The sequence below is a fragment of the Amycolatopsis alkalitolerans genome (assembly GCF_006152065.1).
GTDB classification, from domain to species: domain Bacteria; phylum Actinomycetota; class Actinomycetes; order Mycobacteriales; family Pseudonocardiaceae; genus Amycolatopsis_E; species Amycolatopsis_E alkalitolerans.
The window spans coordinates 24,123-44,006 of the sequence record NZ_VDFW01000045.1; the positions used below are offsets into that span (position 1 = coordinate 24,123).

General features: G+C 70.5%; 18 protein-coding genes. 2 read left to right on the forward strand and 16 right to left on the reverse strand.

Going from position 1 to position 19,884, the window contains the following annotated elements; genetic code table 11:
* The 8 genes from FG385_RS31345 to FG385_RS31380 form a co-directional block, all read right to left on the reverse strand.
* Positions 1 to 756, reverse strand: a complete 756-nt coding sequence (locus FG385_RS31345) for an SDR family NAD(P)-dependent oxidoreductase (protein ID WP_160148933.1) — start codon at positions 754 to 756, stop codon at positions 1 to 3.
* Entirely contained in the window at positions 753 to 2,081 is a 1,329-nt protein-coding gene (locus FG385_RS31350) for an MFS transporter (protein ID WP_139100427.1), read from the reverse strand. The genes FG385_RS31345 and FG385_RS31350 overlap by 4 nt, the downstream gene beginning before the upstream one ends.
* Before the next feature lie 75 nt (positions 2,082 to 2,156).
* Positions 2,157 to 3,065: a LysR family transcriptional regulator gene (locus tag FG385_RS31355; protein WP_139100428.1), complete on the reverse strand. Its 909-nt coding sequence runs from the start codon at positions 3,063 to 3,065 to the stop codon at positions 2,157 to 2,159.
* A gap of 26 nt (positions 3,066 to 3,091) precedes the next feature.
* Complete coding sequence (locus tag FG385_RS31360; protein ID WP_139100429.1) at positions 3,092 to 4,243, reverse strand: xanthine dehydrogenase family Fe-S subunit; 1,152 nt, start codon at positions 4,241 to 4,243, stop codon at positions 3,092 to 3,094.
* A complete protein-coding gene (locus FG385_RS31365; protein WP_139100430.1) occupies positions 4,236 to 5,045 on the reverse strand; it encodes an FAD binding domain-containing protein in 810 nt (269 codons plus the stop codon). Before FG385_RS31365 ends, FG385_RS31360 begins: the two co-directional genes overlap by 8 nt.
* A gap of 7 nt (positions 5,046 to 5,052) precedes the next feature.
* Complete coding sequence (locus tag FG385_RS31370; protein ID WP_139100431.1) at positions 5,053 to 5,832, reverse strand: enoyl-CoA hydratase/isomerase family protein; 780 nt, start codon at positions 5,830 to 5,832, stop codon at positions 5,053 to 5,055.
* Between the two features lie 2 nt (positions 5,833 to 5,834).
* Positions 5,835 to 8,234 (reverse strand): xanthine dehydrogenase family protein molybdopterin-binding subunit, encoded by a 2,400-nt coding sequence (locus FG385_RS31375; RefSeq protein ID WP_200834751.1) that lies wholly within the window; start codon positions 8,232 to 8,234, stop codon positions 5,835 to 5,837.
* Positions 8,231 to 9,760: a class I adenylate-forming enzyme family protein gene (locus tag FG385_RS31380; protein WP_139100432.1), complete on the reverse strand. Its 1,530-nt coding sequence runs from the start codon at positions 9,758 to 9,760 to the stop codon at positions 8,231 to 8,233. The genes FG385_RS31375 and FG385_RS31380 overlap by 4 nt, the downstream gene beginning before the upstream one ends.
* Positions 9,761 to 9,871: 111 nt before the next feature.
* Between FG385_RS31380 and FG385_RS31385 the strand changes: the two genes are divergently transcribed.
* Both FG385_RS31385 and FG385_RS31390 read left to right on the forward strand, forming a co-directional pair.
* Positions 9,872 to 10,450 carry a PadR family transcriptional regulator gene (locus FG385_RS31385; RefSeq protein ID WP_139100433.1) on the forward strand — a complete coding sequence of 193 codons (579 nt, stop codon included), beginning with the start codon at positions 9,872 to 9,874 and terminating at the stop codon, positions 10,448 to 10,450.
* 100 nt (positions 10,451 to 10,550) lie between these two features.
* Complete coding sequence (locus FG385_RS31390) at positions 10,551 to 11,936, forward strand: UbiD family decarboxylase (protein ID WP_139100434.1); 1,386 nt, start codon at positions 10,551 to 10,553, stop codon at positions 11,934 to 11,936.
* Here the strand turns inward: FG385_RS31390 and FG385_RS31395 are convergent.
* From FG385_RS31395 to FG385_RS31430, 8 genes are all read right to left on the reverse strand, one after another.
* Positions 11,917 to 12,525: a TetR/AcrR family transcriptional regulator gene (locus FG385_RS31395; RefSeq protein ID WP_139100435.1), complete on the reverse strand. Its 609-nt coding sequence runs from the start codon at positions 12,523 to 12,525 to the stop codon at positions 11,917 to 11,919. The two genes, FG385_RS31390 and FG385_RS31395, sit on opposite strands and share 20 nt — an antisense overlap.
* Before the next feature lie 54 nt (positions 12,526 to 12,579).
* Positions 12,580 to 13,758 carry a CaiB/BaiF CoA transferase family protein gene (locus tag FG385_RS31400; protein ID WP_139100436.1) on the reverse strand — a complete coding sequence of 393 codons (1,179 nt, stop codon included), beginning with the start codon at positions 13,756 to 13,758 and terminating at the stop codon, positions 12,580 to 12,582.
* 22 nt (positions 13,759 to 13,780) lie between these two features.
* Positions 13,781 to 14,893, reverse strand: coding sequence for an ABC transporter substrate-binding protein (locus FG385_RS31405; RefSeq protein WP_139100437.1), 1,113 nt, complete (start codon positions 14,891 to 14,893; stop codon positions 13,781 to 13,783).
* Between the two features lie 27 nt (positions 14,894 to 14,920).
* Positions 14,921 to 15,787: an ABC transporter permease gene (locus FG385_RS31410; protein WP_139100438.1), complete on the reverse strand. Its 867-nt coding sequence runs from the start codon at positions 15,785 to 15,787 to the stop codon at positions 14,921 to 14,923.
* Positions 15,762 to 16,550: an ABC transporter ATP-binding protein gene (locus FG385_RS31415; protein WP_139100439.1), complete on the reverse strand. Its 789-nt coding sequence runs from the start codon at positions 16,548 to 16,550 to the stop codon at positions 15,762 to 15,764. The genes FG385_RS31410 and FG385_RS31415 overlap by 26 nt, the downstream gene beginning before the upstream one ends.
* Complete coding sequence (locus tag FG385_RS31420) at positions 16,535 to 17,476, reverse strand: alpha/beta hydrolase family protein (RefSeq protein ID WP_160148934.1); 942 nt, start codon at positions 17,474 to 17,476, stop codon at positions 16,535 to 16,537. Before FG385_RS31420 ends, FG385_RS31415 begins: the two co-directional genes overlap by 16 nt.
* A gap of 190 nt (positions 17,477 to 17,666) precedes the next feature.
* Positions 17,667 to 18,620 (reverse strand): catechol 2,3-dioxygenase, encoded by a 954-nt coding sequence (locus FG385_RS31425; RefSeq protein WP_200834752.1) that lies wholly within the window; start codon positions 18,618 to 18,620, stop codon positions 17,667 to 17,669.
* A 10-nt stretch (positions 18,621 to 18,630) separates the two neighbouring features.
* Positions 18,631 to 19,689, reverse strand: a complete 1,059-nt coding sequence (locus tag FG385_RS31430; RefSeq protein ID WP_139100441.1) for a 4-oxalomesaconate tautomerase — start codon at positions 19,687 to 19,689, stop codon at positions 18,631 to 18,633.
* Positions 19,690 to 19,884: the final 195 nt, after the last annotated feature.

Consider the following 19,884-nt stretch of genomic DNA (forward strand, 5'->3'; position numbering starts at 1 on the left):
TCAGGCGAACACCCCGCCGCCGTCGACGATGACGGTCTGCCCGGAGACGAACCCGCTGTCCGGTCCGATCAGCCACAGCAGGGCGCCGACCAGGTCATCGGGCCGCATGTCGCGGGGCAGCGACCGGGCGCCGGCCGCGGCGGCCACGTAGCCGGGATCGTTGAGCGCCCGTGTGGCGCCGTCGTCGACCAGCCCGGGCGACACGGCGTTGACGGTGATGCCGTCCTTGCCGAGTTCGCGGGCCGCGGCCCTGGTGAGGCCCTCGACCGCCGCCTTGGACGCGACGTAGTGGGCGAACCCGGCGGTGCCCATGCGGGCGGTGGCGGACGAGACGTTCACGATCCGCCCGCCGCCGCGCCGCCGCAGCGCGGGCAGCGCGCCGCGGATCACCTGCCAGGTGCCGCGCACGTTGACACGCAGCACCGTGTCCCAGTCCTCGAGCGTCAGTTCCTCCAGCGGGCGTTTCCGCCCGAGACCGCGGTACACCGCCGCGTTGTTCACGACCGCGTCGAGCCCGCCGAATCGTTCCACAGCGGCCCGCACCGCGCTGTGCACATCGGAATCGTCGGTGATGTCGCAGCGCTGGAACACGGCCTTCCCCGGGCCCCGTTCGGAGGCTCGCGCCGCCAGCTCCGTGCCGTCGTCCAGATCGACCGCGACCACGTTCGCCCCGGCGCTGGTCATCGCGTCCAGGTACGCGGCGCCGATATCTCCCGTGCACCCGGTCAGGAGCACGGCCCTGTCCCGCAGGCTCACGCCACTTCCTCCCTCTCGATCGTGGATACCCGCGGGGCTTCCATCGCGCCCCGCGTCTCCGGGCTGAGCACGCTCGCGACGAGGAACACCGCGACCATCACGCCCAGGAACAGCATCAGCCTGCCAGGCACGTCCGCGAGTCCCGGACTGGCCAGGTTGACGAACGTGGGCATCAGCCCGCCGATCATGAAGCCCACGTTCCAGCACACCGCGGTGCCGCGCGAGCGCAGGGCCGTCGGGTACCGCTCGTTGAGGAACACCAGCACCGGCGCGTAGGCGGCGTTGGCGAAGAACGCCAGCAGCGTCGAGTACAGCCCGATCACGCCGGCGCGCGCCGGGTCGGTGCTCGTGATGAGCCAGATCAGCAAGGGCAGCGCGACGAGATTCACGCCGCCGATGACGAGCATCGTGCGCCGCCGCCCGAACCGCTCGCTCAACTGCCCCGCCGCCACCGCCGCAAAGATCACGCCGGCGCTGGAGACGAGCAGGATCACGCCCCGCGCGCCGGAGTGCACGCCGGTCACGTCACCGAGCAGCGTTGGCAGGTAGCCCGACGTCAGGTAGTACTGTGAGCCCGCGCCCGCCACCAGCACGATGTTGAGCGCGAACAGCTTCCCGCGCCCGCCGCGCACCAGATCACCGATCCGGGCCTTCGCGGGCGGGCCGGATTCGCGCGCGGCCTTCCACAGTGGAGACTCCTCGACCCCGCGCAGCACGAAGTAGCTCAGGATCGCGGCGAGCAGGCCGGCGAAGAACATCACGCGCCAGCCCCACACGGTGAACTGCGGCCCGGGAAACGCCGCGTTGACCCCGAGGTAGAGGCCGCTGGCCAGCGCGGCGCCGACGCCCGCTCCCCCGCCGCCGATGAGCCCCGACATCAGACCACGCCACCGCGGCGGAACGCTTTCCGTGCCCAGCGTGTGCGTCGCCGCGACGACGCCGCCGACGAACACGCCCTGCACCAGCCGGAGCACGAGGAACAGCACGGGCGCGGCGAGCCCGGCGGCCGCATACGTCGGCACCGCGCCCATCGCCGCGGTGGACAGGCCCACCCCGGCGAGCACGATCACCATCGTCTTCTTGCGGCCGCCGCGGTCGGCGACCGCGCCGAAGATCGCGGCGCCCGCCGGGCGCAGCAGCACGCTCACCGCGAACGACGCGTACACGGCCGCCAGGCTCAGCGTCGGGCTGTGCGCCGGGAAGATCAGCTTGCCGACGGTGCCGGCGATGTAGAGCAGGATGAACAGGTCGAACAGATCGAAGGCCCAGCCGGCGACCGAGGCGACGGCCGCGGACAGCGTGGCCCGACGGGACGGTTCGTGCATACCCACCTCCTTGTGGTGACGCACTTACTGCAGGAATTACAGTCCGTGCGGGTGTGCGAAGCGATGTGCGGCTGCCTACCGGTCCGGTAGGCGGTGGCTATGGGCCGGGGGCTCGCGGGCGGCCGCCAGCAGCAGGTCGAGCAGTGCCCGCGCCGCCGGTGCGAGCGGGCCGGCCGACCGCCACACCACCGCCAGTTCGCGGGAATCCCGCGGATCGCCGAGCGGCACGGTGATCGGATAGCCGGCCGCGACCAGCCTCGGTACCACCGAGACGCCGACCCCGCTGCCGACCATCCCGCACAGCACCGAAAGCTGCTCGGTCTCCACCGTCACCGCCGGCGTGAATCCGTGGCGGTGGCAGGCCGACACCAGGAGCGTGCGCAGCCCGGAACCCGGTCGCATGCCGACGAAATCGTCGGCGGCGAGTTCCGCGAGGTCGAGCGTCTCGCGGGAGGCGAGCCGGTGCCCGGGAGGCAGCATCGCCACCATCGGCTCCCGGACCAGGACCCGTCCCGTGACACCCGGCCTGCTCCACGGCGCCCGGATGATCGCCAGGTCGAGCTCGCCGACCTGCACCATCCGCTCGAACTCGCCCGACACGGTGTGCTCGATCAGGCGCAGTTCGATCTCGGGATGCGCGCCGCGATACCCGGCGAGCACACCCGGCAGCAGGCTCGCGCCGACGCTGGGCAGCGTGCCCAGTGCCAGCCGTCCACGGTGGAGATTCCGCACCGCGACGGCTTCTTCCCGCGCCCGCTCCAGGTGGAACAGCGCCGGGCGCGCGTGTTCGAGGAACGCCTCGCCCGCCGTCGTCAGCACCACCTTGCGGCCCAGCCGTTCGAACAGCGCGACCCCGAGTTCCTTTTCGAGCTTACGGATCTGCACCGAAAGCGACGGCTGCGCCAGGTAGAGCTTCTCGGCGGCGCGCGTGAAGCTGCCCGCCTCGGCGACGGCCAGGACATACCTGAGCTGGTGGAGTTCCACGCCCGCTCACCGCGCCAGGAAGGGCGTCACCGGCGCCTCCTTCCCCACCGCAGCGTGTCCCTGATCCGCCGCAGCAGCGTCCCGGCCATCAGCTTCAGCGCGCTGGGCGGTTTCACCGGGACGGCGTGGCCGGAGCTCGCGGCCTCGGCGACCGCCGCCGCGAACTGCTCGAACATGCGGCGGCTGATGTCACCCGCGAGCGCCCGGCCGAACTGCGCGATCCGCCCGGTCAGGTACACCTTGGCGTCGGCATGCAGGACGGTGGTCCCGCCGGCGCCTTCGGTGCGCAGCACGATGTCCGCCTGGGTCTGCGCGCCGCCCGTGTCCCGTCCCTGTGCGAGTACCCGCATGCGGCCGGACGCGCGGTCGTGGTCCAGGATCCGCGCGATGCCCTGGAACGCGAGCTTCACCGGGCCGACCGAAACCCGGGCGCGGCCGGCGTACGTGTCCCCGCCGAGATCGCCGGTCAGCTCGGCGCCGGGCAGGCACCGGGCCAGCAGGTGGATGTCGTCGAGCACGGTCCACACGCGGTCCGCCTCGACCGCGACCCCGGTCGAGATCTCGACGGCGATCGTGGGCGCGCCGCCGGGCAGCACGATGTCCGTCGCGACCGGTCCGGCCGCCTCCGGTTCCGGTGCCGCCGGGGTGGCGCGGTTGCCCGGGGCCGGGATGCCGTCCGGGAATTCGGCCTGGACCTCCCGCACCGCCGTGACGATGTTGCGGTAGCCGGTGCACCGGCAGATCACGCCGGACAGCTCCCCGGGCAGGTCCTCCGGCCGCACCCCGTGTTTCGTGGTGAGCAGATCGTAGGAGCTCATCAGGAAACCCGGGGTGCAGAAACCGCACTGCAGCGCGTGGTTGCGCCCGAACGAACGCTGCAGCGGGTGCAGGTCGCCCGGCTTGCCGAGCCCTTCGACCGTGGTGATCTCGGCACCGCCGGCCTGCACCGCGAACAGCAGGCAGGCGCGCGCGGCCTCGCCGTCGACGAGCACGGTGCACATCCCGCACACCCCGTGCTCGCAGCCGACGTGCGTGCCGGTCAGCCCGAGGTGACCGCGCAGCGCGTCGGACAGCGTGACCCGCGCGGGCAGCCGCAGCGTCGCCGGGGTGCCGTTCACGGTGAACGAAACCTCGACGAGTTCCCCGGCCTCCGCGCGGACCGGCCCGAGTTCAGCCATTGCCGGCCTCCCTGGCGGCCCGGGCGATTTCCCGCCGGGCGAGCACCCGGAACAGGCGCCGCCGGTAGTCCCGCGAGGCGTGCGTGTCGCCTTCGGTGTCGACCATGTCGTCGAGCAGGCTGTCGGAAACCTCGGTGACGGTCCGGGTGACCGGGCGGTCGGAGATCCCGAACCCGGTGAGCGTGATACGCCCGTCCCGCACGTGCACCGCGACCCCGGCCAGCGCGAAATCCCCGTGCCTGCGCGCTATCTCGCCGAAGCCGAACCCGTCTCCCTTACGTGCCAGGGGGACTCGCGCCGAAGTGAGGACTTCGTCGGGCCCGAGCTCGGTCATCATCGCCCCGGCGAAGAACTCCCGCGCCGGCACCCGCCGCGTGCCGGACGGGCCGACGAGGGTGAGCGAGGCGTCGAGGCAGCACGCGACGGCGGGCAGTTCAGCGGCCGGATCGGCGTGCGCGAGGCTGCCGCACACCGTGCCACGGCTGCGCAGCTCCCGGTGCCCCACCCACGGCAACGCCAGGCCCAGCAAGGGAATCCTCGTACTGAGCGGATCGCGTTCGACCGCGCGCTGCCGTACCGTGGCGCCGATCTCGGCGAACCCGTCCGACCGCTCGATCCGGGACAGCTCGGTGATCGCGTTGATATCGACCAGCACCTCGGGCCGGGCCAGCCGCATCGCCAGCGCCGGTACCAGCGACTGGCCGCCCGAGAGCACCTTGCCGCCGCCGGCGGAGCGGGCCAGTTCGGCCACCGCCTCGTCCACTGTAGACGGGCGAGCGTAGGCGAACGGTGCTGCCTTCACGCGCCGGTCACCGGCCCTGGAACTTCGGCTTGCGCTTCTCCGTGAACGCCGCGACGCCCTCGGCGAAATCGCTGCTGGCCCGCAGCATCGCGTACGCCTTGCGTTCCAGCTCGATTCCGGAGTACAGCGGGGCGTCCACGCCCTTGTCGAGCACTTCCTTCGCGGTACGGGCGGCCATCGGGGAGAACCCGAGCAGCACACCGAGGATCCGCTCGACCTCCGCGTCGAGGGCGGCCCGGTCCGGCACCACGTTCGCCACCAGGCCCCAGTCCCCCGCCTGCGGCGCCTTGATCCGGGTCGCGGTCATGATGTGGTACTTGGCCCGCGAAAGGCCGATGAGCCGCGCCAGCCGCTGGGTGCCGCCGGAGCCGGGGATCATGCCGAGCCGCATCTCGGGCAGCGCGAACTCGCTGCGCTCGGTGCAGACCCGGATGTCGGTGGACAGCGCCAGCTCCAGCCCGACGCCGAAGCAGTACCCGTCGACGGCGGCGATCACGGGTTTCGGGCTGCGCGCGGCCGCGGTGACGTTGTGGCCGAGGTCGGTGAAGTCGACGGGATCGACTTCCATGAATCCGGCGATGTCGCCGCCGGAGGAGAAGTGCTCGCCCTCGGCGCGGACGACGACGGCCTGGATCTCGCCGTCGGCATCGATCTCGGCGAACCGGTCGGCCATGACCTGGCGCGTCTCCCACGTGATGATGTTGTACTTGCCGTGGTCGAGCGTCAGGTAGGCCACGCGGCCCTGGTGCCCGCGGTCCAGCCGGATCTCGCCTCCGTGCAGTGCCATCGTCAGTTCTTCCTTTCCTTGCGGCTGAGCAGTTCGTGCACGACGTTGCCGTGCAGGGGCAGGCCGGTGACCGGAATGCCGAGCGCGTCGGCCACGGCGTTGGCGATGGCGGCGGGCAGGCTCATGCTGCTGCCCTCACCGCAGCCCTTCGCGCCGAGCTTCGTCAGCGGCGACGGGGTCTGCAGGTGGTCGCTGTCGAGTTCGAAACTCGTCTCCGCGGAGGTGGGGCACAGGTAGTCCATGAACGTCGCGGTCGGCTGCCCGTTCTCCGTGTAGCGCATCTCTTCGTACAGCGCGCCGCCCAGTGCGTGCGCGAGCGCGCCGTGCACCTGGCCTTCGAGCAGGACCGGGTTGAGGATCGTGCCCGCGTCGTGCACGGTGAACACCTGCTCCAGCCGGACCTCGCGGGTCTCCGGATCGATCCGCACGACCGCCATCTCCGCGACGAACCCGTAGCAGAGGCTGGAGTTGATCTGGTCGCTGCGGCTGGCCGCCTTGGACTGCGGCGGGGTGAACGCCGCCTCCTCGTACAGCCGCGCGGGCACCCCCTCGGGCAGTGCGCCGGGGTCCCAGTGCACGAGCCCGGCCGCGCGCCGGAACGGCACCGACCGATCCGGATTCTCCTTCTCCCGCACGGTTCCCCCGGCGAGTTCGACGGCCGCCGGGTCCACGCCGAGCAGCGTCGCCCCGGCGATCTTGACGGTCTCGGCGAGCCGCTCGCTCGCCTCGACCAGCGCGCTGGTCAGCAGCGGCGCGAACCGCGACGAGTAGCTGCCGGAGCTGATCGTCCACGGCGTCGTCGCGGTGTCCATCTCCACCACCGGGTGCACGTGCTCGCGGGGCAGCCCGAGCTGGTCGGCGACCACCGCCTGCGCGACGGTCGCGTGCCCCTGCCCTTGCGGCACCGTGCCGAGCAGCACCGACACGACACCGTTCGGATCGACGCTGATCCGCACGTGCTCGGTCGAACCGGACTTCCCGCGCCCGGCGGCGCGCTGCTCGGCGGGGGTCGCGAGACCGACGTAGCCGATGTTCGTCGCGGACGGGTCGACGATCGTGGCGATCCCGATACCGAGGTACTCGCCGCGTTCGCGGGCCCGCGCCTGCCGCTGCCGCAACGCCTGGTAATCCGAGTTCTTCAGCAGCATCTCCAGTGCGGTGTGGTAATCGCCCGAGTCGTAGATGCCGCCGGTCGGGGTGGCGTAAGGGAAATCGGCGGCCTGGACGAAGTTGCGGCGGCGCAACTCGGCCGGGTCGATTCCGCAGGTCTCCGCGATCTCGTCCATCAGCCGCTCCAGCCCGAAGTAGAGCTGCTGGCCGCCGAAGCCGCGGTTGAGCCCGGTCGGGGTCTTGTTGGTGACGACCGCGCGAGACCGGATCCGCACCGCGTCGATGCGGTAGGCGCCGGTGATATTGCCGAAACAGCGGTAAAGCGTGCTCGGTTCGGGTGGGCGAAGGTAGCCGCCGACGTTGTCGATCAGGTCGGCGCGCAGGCCCAGCACCCGGCCCTCGGGCGAGACGGCGGCCTCGAACCGCATCTTCCGGTCGGATCCGGCCGAACTGGCGAGCAGGTGCTCGACGCGGTCCTCGGTCCAGCGCACCGGGCGTCCCGCGTACTTGCTCGCCAGCGCCATCAACGCGACATACGGGTAGATCCCGGCCTTGATGCCGAAGCTGCCGCCGTTGTCCGCGGGCACGCGTAGCCGGATCCGCGAAGCGGGCAGGCCGAAGGCCCCGGCGAGCACGGCCACCATCGAGAACGGGCCGTGGAAGTTCGCCCACGCCTCGATCGCGGGGCCACCGGCCTCGTCGCGCCATTCCGCGATGACCGAATAGCACTCCATCGGCGTGGACGAGTAGCGCGGGAAGTCGTACTCCCCCACCACGACCTTGTCCGCATCGGCGAACACCGCGTCCACGTCGCCGAAGTCGAACGTGCGGTCGGTGGCCACGTTGCTGTCCGCGGTGTCGTGCAACCGCGGCGCGCCGGGTTCGAGCGAGTGCCCGATGTCGATCACGGGCGGCAGCGGTCCGTATTCGACGTCGACGAGTTCGGCCGCGTCCTCGGCGACGTACCGGTCCGCCGCGACCACGACCGCGACGGGCTCCCCGACGAAGCGGGCCTTGCCCACCGCGGTCGGGTAATACGGCATGGGCGCCTTCACCGCGAGCGGGAACGGCTTCAGCTCGGCGGCCACCTCCTCCGGGCCGAGCACCGCGGTGACACCGGGATGCCGGCGGGCCCGGGAGAGATCGACCCGGCGGATCCGCGCGTGCGGGTGCGGGCTGCGGACGATCGCGGCGGTCAGCGTGCCCGCGAACGGGTCGAGATCGTCGAGGAACCGCCCGCGGCCGGTGAGCAGCGCCGGATCCTCCAGCCGCGCGCAGCCCTGCCCGGTCACGCGTTCTCCCCGACATCGGCGAGCACCTCGTAGTGCCCGGCGCCGAGTTCGCGGCGCAGGATCTTGCCCACCGCCGACTTCGGGATCTCCGGGACCGCGATGACCCGCTTGGGCCGTTTGAGCGAAGGCAGGCCGGAGCCTTCGCGCGCGAAGCGCCACACCTCGTCGGCCGCCCGCGCCGGATCGGTGCCCCGCTCGGGCACGAAGAAGGCGGTGACGGCCTGGCCCCACCGGTCGTCCGGGGTGCCCGCGACCACGACCTCGCGCACGGCCGGGCACCGCACCAGCGCGTCCTCGACCTCGTCGGGGTAGATGTTCTCCCCGCCGGAGTTGATCATGTCGTCGACCCGGCCCGAGACCCACAGGTCCCCGTCCTCGTCGGCGACGGCCAGATCGCCAGGGAAGTACCAGCCCTCGCGGATCGTCTTCGCGTCGGCATCGGGCCGGTTCCAGTAGCCCGCGAACGCCTCGGGGCTGGCCATCGACACCGCGACCTGCCCCTGCTCACCCGGCCCGACCAGCTCGTCAGGGCTCGCCCCGGGCTCCGGCCGGACGAGCCGGACCCGCGAGAACACCCCGGCACGCCCGGCGCTGCCGGGTTTCGCGGCCGCGTCCGGGCCGATCGAGAACGTGTAGATCTCGGTGCTGCCGAAGTGGTTCACGAACGACCGTGGCCGCAGCGTGCCCGCGAGCCGCTCGGCCAGCGCGGTGGTCATCGCGGCGCCCGCGTAGGCGATCTTCCGCACCGAAGTGGCCTCGGCGAGGCGGCCGGTGCGCAGGAGCGCCCAGTAGATCGTGGGAACGAGGTAGAGGGTGGTGATCTCCTCGCGCACGATCAGTTCGAGCGCTTCCCCGGCGTCGAACCGGACCTGGGGCACCCAGGTGCCCGCCGTGAGGATCGTCGACAGCAGCGTGCGCATGCCCATGGTGTGGAACAGCGGCATGACGCCGAGCGTGGTGTCGAAGCATGACTGTCCACTTTGGATCAGGTGGGCCAGTGCGGCGTAGTGCTCGGCGGAGTGGCTGCGCGGCACACCTTTGGGCTTCCCGGTGGTGCCCGACGTGTACAGCATGACACTGGTGGCGGTGTCCGCCACCGGCACGGCGGGCGCGGGCTCGGCGCGCGCGGCCTGGTGCCCGATTGCGCCGGCGGAGACCCCGCGCACGCCGGGCGCCTCCGCGAGCGCCTTCGTGACCAGTTCCTCGTTCTCCGCGTCGTAGATCACCAGCGCCGGTGCCGCGTCCGCGACGCAGTACGCCAGTTCGGGCACACCGAACCGGAACGACAGCGGCACGGAGGTCGCGCCCAGCATCTGCGCCGCCAGGTGCAGGCTCGCGAGCGGCAGCCCGCCGGCGAGCACCAGCACCACGCGGTCGCCCACGCCCACACCCTGTTCGCCGAGTGCGCTGGCCAGGCGGCTCGTGTGGTCGTCCCATTCCGCGTAGCTGAGGGGATTCGCGCCGCCGACCGCCCGGCGCGCCGGATAGCGCTCGGCGGTCCAGCGCAGTGCCGTGCCCAGATCCATCACTGTTCTCCGTTGTCACCGTTCGGGATGCGGAAGGGAGGTCCGCCCGGCAATAGTGCGATCAGCATCATCTGTTTCAGACTGTCCAGAACGTACGATAGCCTTCGTGGCATGTCAAGCGTCCGCCTGTCCACGACGTCGTACGTCGTCCTCGGCATGATCGCGCTGCGCGGCCCGTCGACCCCGTACGACCTCAAGCGCGCGGTCGGCCGGTCGATCGGCTACTTCTGGAGCTTTCCCCACGCGCAGCTGTATTCGGAGCCGAAGCGGCTCGAAGAGGCGGGCCTGCTCGACCTCGAGGAGGAGCGGCACGGGCGCCGCCGGAAGCTGTACACGATCACCGCGGAAGGCCGGGCGGCGCTGCGGGATTGGCTCGCGGAACCGGTGAACGCGCATTTCGAACTCCGCGACGTCGCCGAGATCAAGCTGTTCTTCAACGAACTCGCCGGGCCCGACGACGTGGCCAGCCTCGCGGCGAGCCAGATCGAGCAGCACGAACGCCGCATCGCCGACTACGAGGACATGAAGGCGAAATACGGCGACATCGACGACGTGGCCACCCGCATGGTGACCCTGGAACTGGGGCTCGGTATGGAACACGCGGCGCTCGAGTTCTGGCAGCGTGTCGCCGGGCAGGTCGCGCGCGGCGAGTTCCCGTCCTCGGCGCGCAACGCGGCCAGGGCCGGATAGCCGCTCCCTATCGCTGCCATCACGCTTCACCCCTTGCCGCGACACCGCGCCGGCCGCAGTGTCGTGACTGACCCGTTGCCGTCGATTTCGCGGAGCGAGCATGACACCCGGCGCTGACCTTCGCACCTGGCTCGGCCGCCTGGCCTCGACCGGCCGCCTCGCGCTGGCCGGCCCCGGTATCGACCTGCGCTTCGGCGTCGCCGGGGTGGCCAACCGCCTCGACGGCCGTCAGGCCACGCTCTTCCCACGGCCCGGCGGGCACCCCGTGCCGATCGTGTCGGGCCTGCTGTCGCAACGGTCCTGGATGGCCGAAGCGGCCGGCGTCGCCGAACGCGATCTGGTCCCCCGCTTCCAGGAAGCCTGCCGCGATCCGCTGCCCGGTCAGGAGATCACCGCCGCGCCCGTGCAGGAGGTCGTGCACCGGGACGTCGACCTCACCCGGCTGCTGCCGCTGCCGACGCACAACGAGCACGACCACGGGCCCTATCTCACCGCCGGCCTGCTGATCACCCGCGACGCGCACGGACGGCAGAACGTGTCGATCCACCGGCTGCAGGTCAGCGGGCCCGACCGGCTCGGCGCGCTGCTGCTGCCCCGCCACACGCTCGCCTTCTTCCGGGACCGGGAAGGCGCGGGCGAGGATCTCGACGTGGCGATCGTGGTGGGCGCGGACCCGCTCACCCTGATGGCCTCGCAGGCGATCGTGCCACTCGGCCAGGACGAACTGGAGATCTCCGGCGCCCTGCGCGGATCGCCGCTGCCGCTCGTGCGGTGCCTCGGCAGCGAGATCCGGGTGCCCGCGAACGCCGAGATCGTGCTGGAGGGCAGGTTGCTGGCGCGGGTTCGTGAACCGGAGGGCCCGTTCGGCGAATTCCCGCAGTATTACGGAGAACGCGCGGACCGGCACGTGATCGAGGTCAGCACGGTGACCCACCGCCGCGATCCGCTCTACCACACGATCGTCGGCGGCGGCCGCGAACACCTGCTGCTCGGCTGCATCCCGCGCGAGGGATCGTTCCTGTCCGAACTGCGCCGCACCTTCCCGTGCGTGACCGCGGTGCACCTGCCCGTCGGCGGCGCCTGCCGCTACCACCTCCACGTCCAGGTCGACCGGCCCGCGCCGGGCGAGGCACGCAACGTCATTCTCGCCGCGCTTTCGGTGCACTACGACATCAAGCACGTGACGGTCGTCGACGCCGACGTCGACGTGGCGAACCCGGCCGAGGTGGAATGGGCGGTGGCGACCCGGTTCCAGGCCGATCGCGATCTGATCGTCGTGCCGGGCACGCAGGCGTCCAAACTGGACCCGTCCACGTCGGCCGGGGTCGGCGCGAAGATGGGCCTCGACGCGACGATCCCGGCCGGTGCCGAGCCGATGCGCTTCACCAGGATCGGGGTGCCGGGTCAGGACGAGCTGGACATCGGTGCCCTCACCCGCGACGCGCCCGCGAACTGGGCGGACGCGCTCAACCGTCCTCGGCCATAGCTTCGAGGATCCGGTCGTGAACCGCCAGCACGCGGGCATCGAGCCGGTTGACCGGAATCCCGAGGTCACGCGCGAGTGACTCGCGGAAGATGAGGTAACCCTTGTACGCCGCCACCATGAACGCGTGCGTGGCGACCGCGTCGGCTTCGGCCGGCAGGTCCCCGGTCCGCTGATCGCGTTCGAGCGCCGCCCGTGTCTTGTCGATCTCCGGCAGGACGTGGTAGTCCGGGTCGCCGTCGATCGCGAGCATCGCCTCGACGAACGTCGACCGCGGATTCCGCAGCGCGCTGCGGAACTTCGCCCGGCGCCGCTGGATGAACGGCATCTCCCAGTGCCGTCTGGCCCCGGCCGCCCACTCCCTCGCCCGGTAGGCCACCGCCGCCCGCAACAATGAGCGGCGATCACCGAAGTACTGGTAGATCTGGCCACGGTTCACTCCGGCGCGGTCCGCGACCTCCTGCAGGTTCAGCCCGGCGAAGATGCCGTCGCGCTGGAGCAGATCGAAGGTGGCTTCGAGCAGGTCTGCCTCGGTGCGAGCCCGGTCGCGTATTCGCCGGGCCTGGGCCGCTTGCTCGGCAGCTTCGTTCACCTGAACTCCCGGATAGGATTCGTTTTGGGCGCGGGGCCGAGCTTACTGAGCGGCTCACACCACTCCGTTCTCCCGTAGCGTGTCGATCTCGGGCACGGTCAGCCCGAGCAACTCGCCGAGCACCTCGTCGGTATGCGCGCCCAGCGCGGTGCCGGCCCAGCGCACGGCGCCGGGCGTCGCGCTCATCCGCGGCAGCGGAGCGACCATCGGGATGTCGCCCAGTTCCGGATCGGGCACGGTGACGACCGAGCCCCGGGCCCGGCAGTGCGGATCGTTCATCAGGTCCGCGACGCTCATGATCGGCGAGGCGGGGATGTCCGCGTCGCTCAGCATCTTGACGACCTCGTCGGCGCGCAGCCGCGACACCCACGCACCGATGAGCGGATAGAGCTCGTCCTGGTGTTCCACCCGCGCCGCCCGCTCGGCGAACCGGGCATCGGCGGCCAATTCCGGCTGGTTCATGACCGTCGCCAGCCGGCGGAAAAGCGGATCGGTGCCGGCGTGCAACGAAACCCGCTGGCCGTCGGCGGTTTCGAAGTCCGACGCCGGGACGATCGACGGGTTCTTGTTGCCGAGGCGCTCGCGAACCTGCCGTTGCAGGCCGAACGCCGTCACCGAATCCTCGCTCGACCGTAGCGCCGCTTCGTACAGCGCCAGATCGATCACCTGCCCGGCACCCGATACGCGGTCCCGGTGGTAGAGCGCGGTCACCACGGAGAAGGCCGCCAGATACGCGCCCATGTAGTCGACGACGGAGTATCCGCTGCGCACCGGCGGGTTCCCCGGCTCGCCCGTGACGTAGGTCAGGCCACTGTAGGCGCTGGCGATCCGGTCGAACGCGCCCCGGTCGCGGTACGGTCCCTCCAAGCCGAATCCGGTGAGATACAGGAAGATCCCCCGGGGGTTGAGCGGCCGCAGGTGTGCGGGCAGCATCCGGTAGCGCTCGAGCGTCGGCGGGCGGAAGTTGGTCACGACCACGTCGAACCGTGGCACGAGCCGGTGCAACAGCGCCTGCCCGGCCGGTGTCCGCAGGTCGAGGGACACGGACTTCTTGTTCCGCCCCTCCTGCAGCCAGCTGGGCGATCGCCCGCCGGCGCGGGTGAAGTCCCCGGTCTTCGGGTCCTCGATCTTGACCACCTCGGCGCCGAAGTCGCCGAGGATCGTCGCCGAGACCGGTCCGGCGAGAACGGTCGCGGCGTCGAGTACCTTCACGCCGGCCAGTGCGTCGCTCATCCTGCGGTTGCCTCCCTGCTCGTCACTTACCCTGTGCCGCGTCGATGACCAGCGACAGATCCACCAGCTCACCGGGCTTGACGGCGTCTCCACTTTGGAGCGTGTTCGGTACGGCCCGGTACATCTGCTGGAGGCTGTCCACGGATTGCGCGGGAACGTTGAAATCGAACGGAACCGACGGAGCGACCTTCAGTGACGCCACGCTCGCGCCGAGTTCCTTGGCCATCGCAGCCATGACGTCGGCGTTCTGGTGGTAGTCGCCGGTGAGGTAGGTGTTCACGGTGCGTTCGAGTGCGCGGAAGAAGGCGACCCCCGCCGCCCGGTGGGCATCGAGCAGAGACGTGGTCGCGAAGTACCCGGCAATCTGGATGCTGGCCGGATACACGGATTCGGCAAGGAACGAGGCACCGGGTTCGAGGCCGGCCGTGTAGGGCGGCCCGAGCGTCGCCCCATCGATGCTTCCACTGTTGAGGGCCTGCGCCATCGCGGAGATGTCCTTGAAGGGCGTCATCTGCACGTCACCCGGGCTGAGCCCGCCCTTCGTGATCAGCTCGTACAGGCCGTACTCCGAGGGCGCGGCCAGCCCGCCGGGGTTGACGCCGATGTTCTTTCCCTTCAACGTCTTCGGGTCGAAATCGGCGGCCGAGTGCCCGTACTTGGTGCTCATGTACACGCCGCTGTCCGGCGCGGAGGAGGCCACGCCCGAAACCCAGCGAATCGGCACGCCGTGCCGGAGCGCGTTGAAGACGAGCGCCTGCGCCCCGGCGTAGACGAGATCGACCTTGTTCTGGCCCAGCAGGGTGAGCAGGTTCGGGACCGTGTCGGTCACGAAGGTGACGTCGAGGTTCTCCTTCTCGAACTGCCCGTACGCCTTCGCCAGGAGCGCGGGGGCCTCCAGCTCGAGCTTCGAGGGGATGCCGACCTGGAGCGTCTCGCGGGACGGCAGCGGTTTGGGCTGCGGGGTTCCCGGCCCGCCGGCCAGGCTCACCCCGGCCGGCAGCACCGACACCTGACGCGCGTCGGCCGCCTGGCTCGCACCGGCACCGTTGCCGGACGGGGCGCACCCGGTCGTCAATGCCAGGCCGGCAGCGACGACTGTGACGCACACGGCCCATTTGCGGTGGAATCTGAACATCGCTTTCTCCTACCGTGCCGAAAAGGCTCAGGAATGACGGAATCGTGGTCGTTGTTGCGGGATCGCGAATTTAAGCGCGAAGCTGACGAGACCGGTGAAGGCGACCCCGATCAGCCCGGCGATGACCACCCCGGCGTACATCGTGCCGGGATCGAACACCTGCGATCGCTGGAAGATCAGGTAACCGAGACCCCTGTCGCCCGAGACCATCTCGATGCCGACGATCACGAGAATGGCGATACCGGCGGTCAGCCTGATCGCGGTCGCGATGGCCGGCAGGGCGGCCGGGATGATGACGTGCCGCAGCAGTTGCATGCGTTTCGCGCCGAACACGGCCGCCGCGTCGCGGTAGCCCTGCTCGACCGAGATGACGGCGGTGGTCGAGGCGAGCACCACGATGAAGAAGACCGACACCGCCACCAACACGATCTGCGGCGTCGAGCCGAGCCCGAACACCAGGAGGAACACCGGGAACAGCGCGAGTTTCGGCAGCGTGTACAGCGCGACCAGCGTGTGTTCGAGCGCGGACCGGGCCACCCAGGACAGGCCGAGCAGCACGCCCAGCGCGACGCCGGACGCCACGCCGGCCCCGTACCCGATGAGCAGGCTGCGCACGGTCGCGGTGATGGCGCCGGTCATCGTACCGTCCTGAATGGACCGGACACCCGCCTGCCAGATGGTGGACGGCGCCGGGAAGAACCGCGTGTCGAGGGACCCGAACCGAGCCGAAACCTCCCACGCCGCGACCAGCAGCACCGGGGTGGCCCAAGCCAGTATGAGGCCGGCGATCCGCCGGCTACGGGCGTGCCGTTTCGGGTCCAGCTCGGCCGGGCCCGGCGCGCGCCGCACGAGGTCGCGGCCGAGCTGGTCATGCGACGTCATGAGCGTGCTCACGTTCTTCCACCTCGCCTTTCAGCAGTCGCCAGATCTGGTCTTCGAGTGCGCCGAACTCGGCGGTCGAGCGGGCGTCCCACGTTCGGGGCCGCGCGAAGGGGACTTCGATGTCTTCGAGGATGCGTCCGGGGCGTGCGGACATGACGACGACCCGGTCGGCCAGCAGCAAGGCCTCGTCGATGGAATGGGTGACGAACAGGATGGTCCGGCGGTTCGCCTCCCATACCCGTAGCAACTCCTGCTGCAGGACCAGGCGCAACTGGGCGTCCAGTGCCGCGAACGGCTCGTCCATCAGCAGGATCTCGGGGTTCGCCACGAACGCCCGCGCCAGCGCGACTCGCTGCCGCATCCCGCCGGACAGCGTTGCCGGGTAAGCGGATTCGAAACCGGTCACTCCGGCGCGTTCGATCCAGGCGCGAGCGGCCTCGTTCGCGCGGGCGCGGGAGACGCCGGCGATGTCGAGCGGTAACCGGACGTTCGCGAGGACCGTCTTCCACGGGAAGATCCCATAGTCCTGGAAGACCATCGAGCACAGCGGCGCCTTCGGATCGGCCCGGTCGATGACGAGTTCGCCGGCCGACGGGGCGGCCAGGCCCGCGACGATGCGCAGCAAAGTGGACTTCCCGCACCCCGACGGGCCCACGATCGCCACGAACTGCCCCCGGTCCACGGCGAAGTCGACCGGTCCGAGCGCGTGCACCGTGTGGCGGCGGGCGATGAACGTCCGCGACACGCCGGTTGCGCTGATCACGACATCGGACATGCGGGTTCCTCTCGGTGAGCGTGCTCGAACGTGGTCGGGAAGGGACCGGCCGCGAGCCACGCGCCCGCCGCCCGGTCACCGTGCACGTGGCAGGCGAACGCCACGGTCACCGCCGAGACCGCGGCCCCTGTTCCGGCGAGGAATCCGGTGCCGGGATCAGGAATCCCGCCCAGGAAATGGTCGCCGCCGCGCACGATCGCGAGATGTTTGAAGCGGGAGGGTGCCCGGTCGAACACCTCCCGCCGCCAGCTCAGCCCCTCGCCGCGGGCCCCGGTGTCACGGGTGCCCGTGACGACCAGCAAGGGCGACTCGACGCTTCGCCACGACCGGTGGGTGAGTCCCCGGTCCCCGCTTCCCTGTGGTGACAGGAGAATCCCGCCCGCGACGGCCGGGTGGGCGAAATCTTCGCCGTCCAGGCCGGCCCCGGACAATTTCGTCCCGAGCAGGAGCTGCGCGGTGTAGGCGCCGTAGGAGTGCCCGGCGACCAGCACGGCGCCGGCGTCGAGACGGATCGGCAGACGTGTCTGCCCGGCCAGCGAATCGACGATCGCGTGGACACACGCCACGCGGGAGACCCAATGCGCGGGGTCGAACAGCATCGGGCGTATTAGGTCCCGCAGGCGCGGATCGTCCTGCGTGAGTTCCGGGAACGCGACGCCCGGTGAGTCAGGGAATCGCGGGTGCAGCACCGCGTAGCCGTGCGACGCCAAGCGGGTGCCGAGCCCGGCGTAGCCACGGTGGTCACCGCCGAGCCCGTGGCACAGCACGATCACCGGCACTGGACCGGCCGGATGTGGATCGGGATAGCGCGCGACGACGGCGATCCGATGCCCGCCGACCGCGGCCCACTCGCCGAACTCGGCGACCGTCACCCGATGCGATCCGGGACCCGCCCACGGCGAGTCCCCGTCGTCGTCATAGCCCACGCTGGCTCCTACCGTGCTGATCGTTGCTGATCCGGCCACGGTCACGACGATCCGCCTGGCGTGGCCCACTTCCGGCCGCATCAGCAACTAACGATTCGTTAGTAACGTAACGCTAGAAGGAGCGCCTGGCAAGCATCACAACGCAAAAGGGCCGCGCAGCGAACGCTGCGCGGCCGGGATCGGCGCCGGGTTACTTCGCGGGCACCGGCGGGGTGCCGTGCGTGTGGAACGACTCGATCGTCTTGAGACCCCAGGCCTGGCCCTTCGCGCGCTCGGCCTGGGTCCAGGTCACCGTCTTCCAGTCGGGGGCCAGGATCAGGCGGGCCACCGGGTTGCACAGTTCGATCCGGTTGCCGCCGGGCTCGTAGACGTAGAGGAAGAACGTCTGCTGGATCGCGTGCTTGTGCGGGCCGGTCTCGATGAACACGTCGTTGTCGAGGAAGATGTCGGCCGCGCGGAGGATGTCCTCGCGGGTGTCGGTCGCGAACGCGATGTGGTGCAGGCGCCCGTTGCTGCCCGTCCAGTCCTCTGTGTACACCAGATCGTAGGACTTGTTGCCGAAGTGCAGCCACTGCGCGGCGATCTTGCCCTCGTCGAGCCGGATCTGCTCGGTGACCTCACCGCCGAGCAGTTCGCTCACGAAATCGCCGTTCGGCTCCACCTGGGCGGCCAGGTAGTTCACGTGGTCGAGCCGCCGGACGCACACGCCCCGCCCCGGGTAGGCCTGCGCCTGGTTCTTCAGCGAAGGTCGCAGCTCCTCGGGCGGGTCGTACCATTCGCTTTCCCAGTACAGCTCGAACTCGTGCCCGTCCGGGTCGGTGGCGAGATACGTCGGCCCGATGCCCTCGTCGCCGTCGATCCAGCCGACACCGCGACCCGCCGCTTCAAGTGCCTTGACCCGGCGGTCGAGCGCCTCCTGGCTCGACGCCCGCAGCGCGGTGCGCCGGATCCCGGACGTCGAATGCCCGGTGAGTTTGAGGCTGTGGTGCTCGTAGTCGTCCCACGTGCGCAGGTATACCGAGTCGCCCTGCCGGCCGTTCTCGGTCAGGCCCATGATCTCGGTGAAGAACCACAGGCTCTTCTCCGGTTCCGGGGTGAGCAGCTCGACGTGGCCGACGTGAGCGATGTCGTGCAACGGTGCCATCAGCGATCTCCTAGCTACGCGGGAAAACGGTGCCGTCGAAGAGCTTGCGGGCGGTGCGCACGACACCCGAGCGGCGCACGTGCGCGCCGTCGAGTTCGACCTCCACCTCCAGATGCCCGGACGGATGCTCGATGTCGAGCCGGTTGCCGGTGACGTGCGCGAGCTCGTGCCCGACCGCGCCGTCCATGAGCACGGCCGTCCCGACGCTGACCGCGCCGAGCACACCGATCGACGTATGCGGTTTGACCGGGATGAACGTGCGCGTGCAGATCGTGCCGCCGTCACGTGGCGCGGCCACCAGCGTCGTCTTGGGAACCGACGCCTCACTGACGTCGCCGAGCCCCATGAGCTTCCCGGCTTCGAGCCGCATGGGCTGGATGCGGTCGGCGAGACGCGCGAGTTCGGCGGCGCTCTCGTAGCCGGTGATGCCGAAATCCCGCGCGTATGCGACGACGACGGGCATGCCGTTGTCGATGCAGGTCACCTCGATGCCGTCGATCACGTCGCGCACGTTCCCCGTCGGCAGCAGGCTGCCCGAGGCGGACCCTTCGGTGTCGGCGAAGTCGAGCGTGATCGCCGCCGCGGTGCCGGGGACATCCGAAATGGCGGTGTCGCCGTCGTACTGGACTACCCCGCCGGGGGTGGGGAAGGTCGCCATCGCGACGGAGTCCGAATTGACCATGTGGATCCGCACCGAGGTGGTCTCGCGGCCGGGCGCGACCAGGCCGCGCTCGACCGCGAACGGTCCCACGCCGGCCAGGATGTTGCCGCAGTTCTGCCGGTCGGTGACGGTGGCCTCCTCGACCCCCACCTGCAGGAACAGGTAGTCCACATCGGAGTCCGCGCCGGCGGCCGGCGAGATCACCGCGACCTTGCTGGTGAGCGGGTGCGCGCCGCCGATCCCGTCGATCTGCCGCGGGTCCGGGCTGCCCATGACGCGCAGCAGCAGATCGTCCCGCTCGCCCGGATCGGCAGGCAGGTCTTCGGCGAGGAAGTAGGCACCCTTGGAGGTACCACCGCGCATGAGCAGGCAACGCACTCCGCTCGCCGGAAGCGGATTCGGACTCATCGTGGACATCTCCCTGCTCGCCCCGTCGCTGACCCGACCCTAAGAGCGCCGTTCGCAGATTGTCAACAATTTTGCGGACAACTCGGCCGAAGGGCTCGGGCCTGCGGGTCGTTTGTCGTGTTAGGTGAGGAGGAAGTAGCGGAGCCAGAGGTAGGGGGCGGCGAGCAGGATGGTGAGGGTGGTGATGAGGGCGCC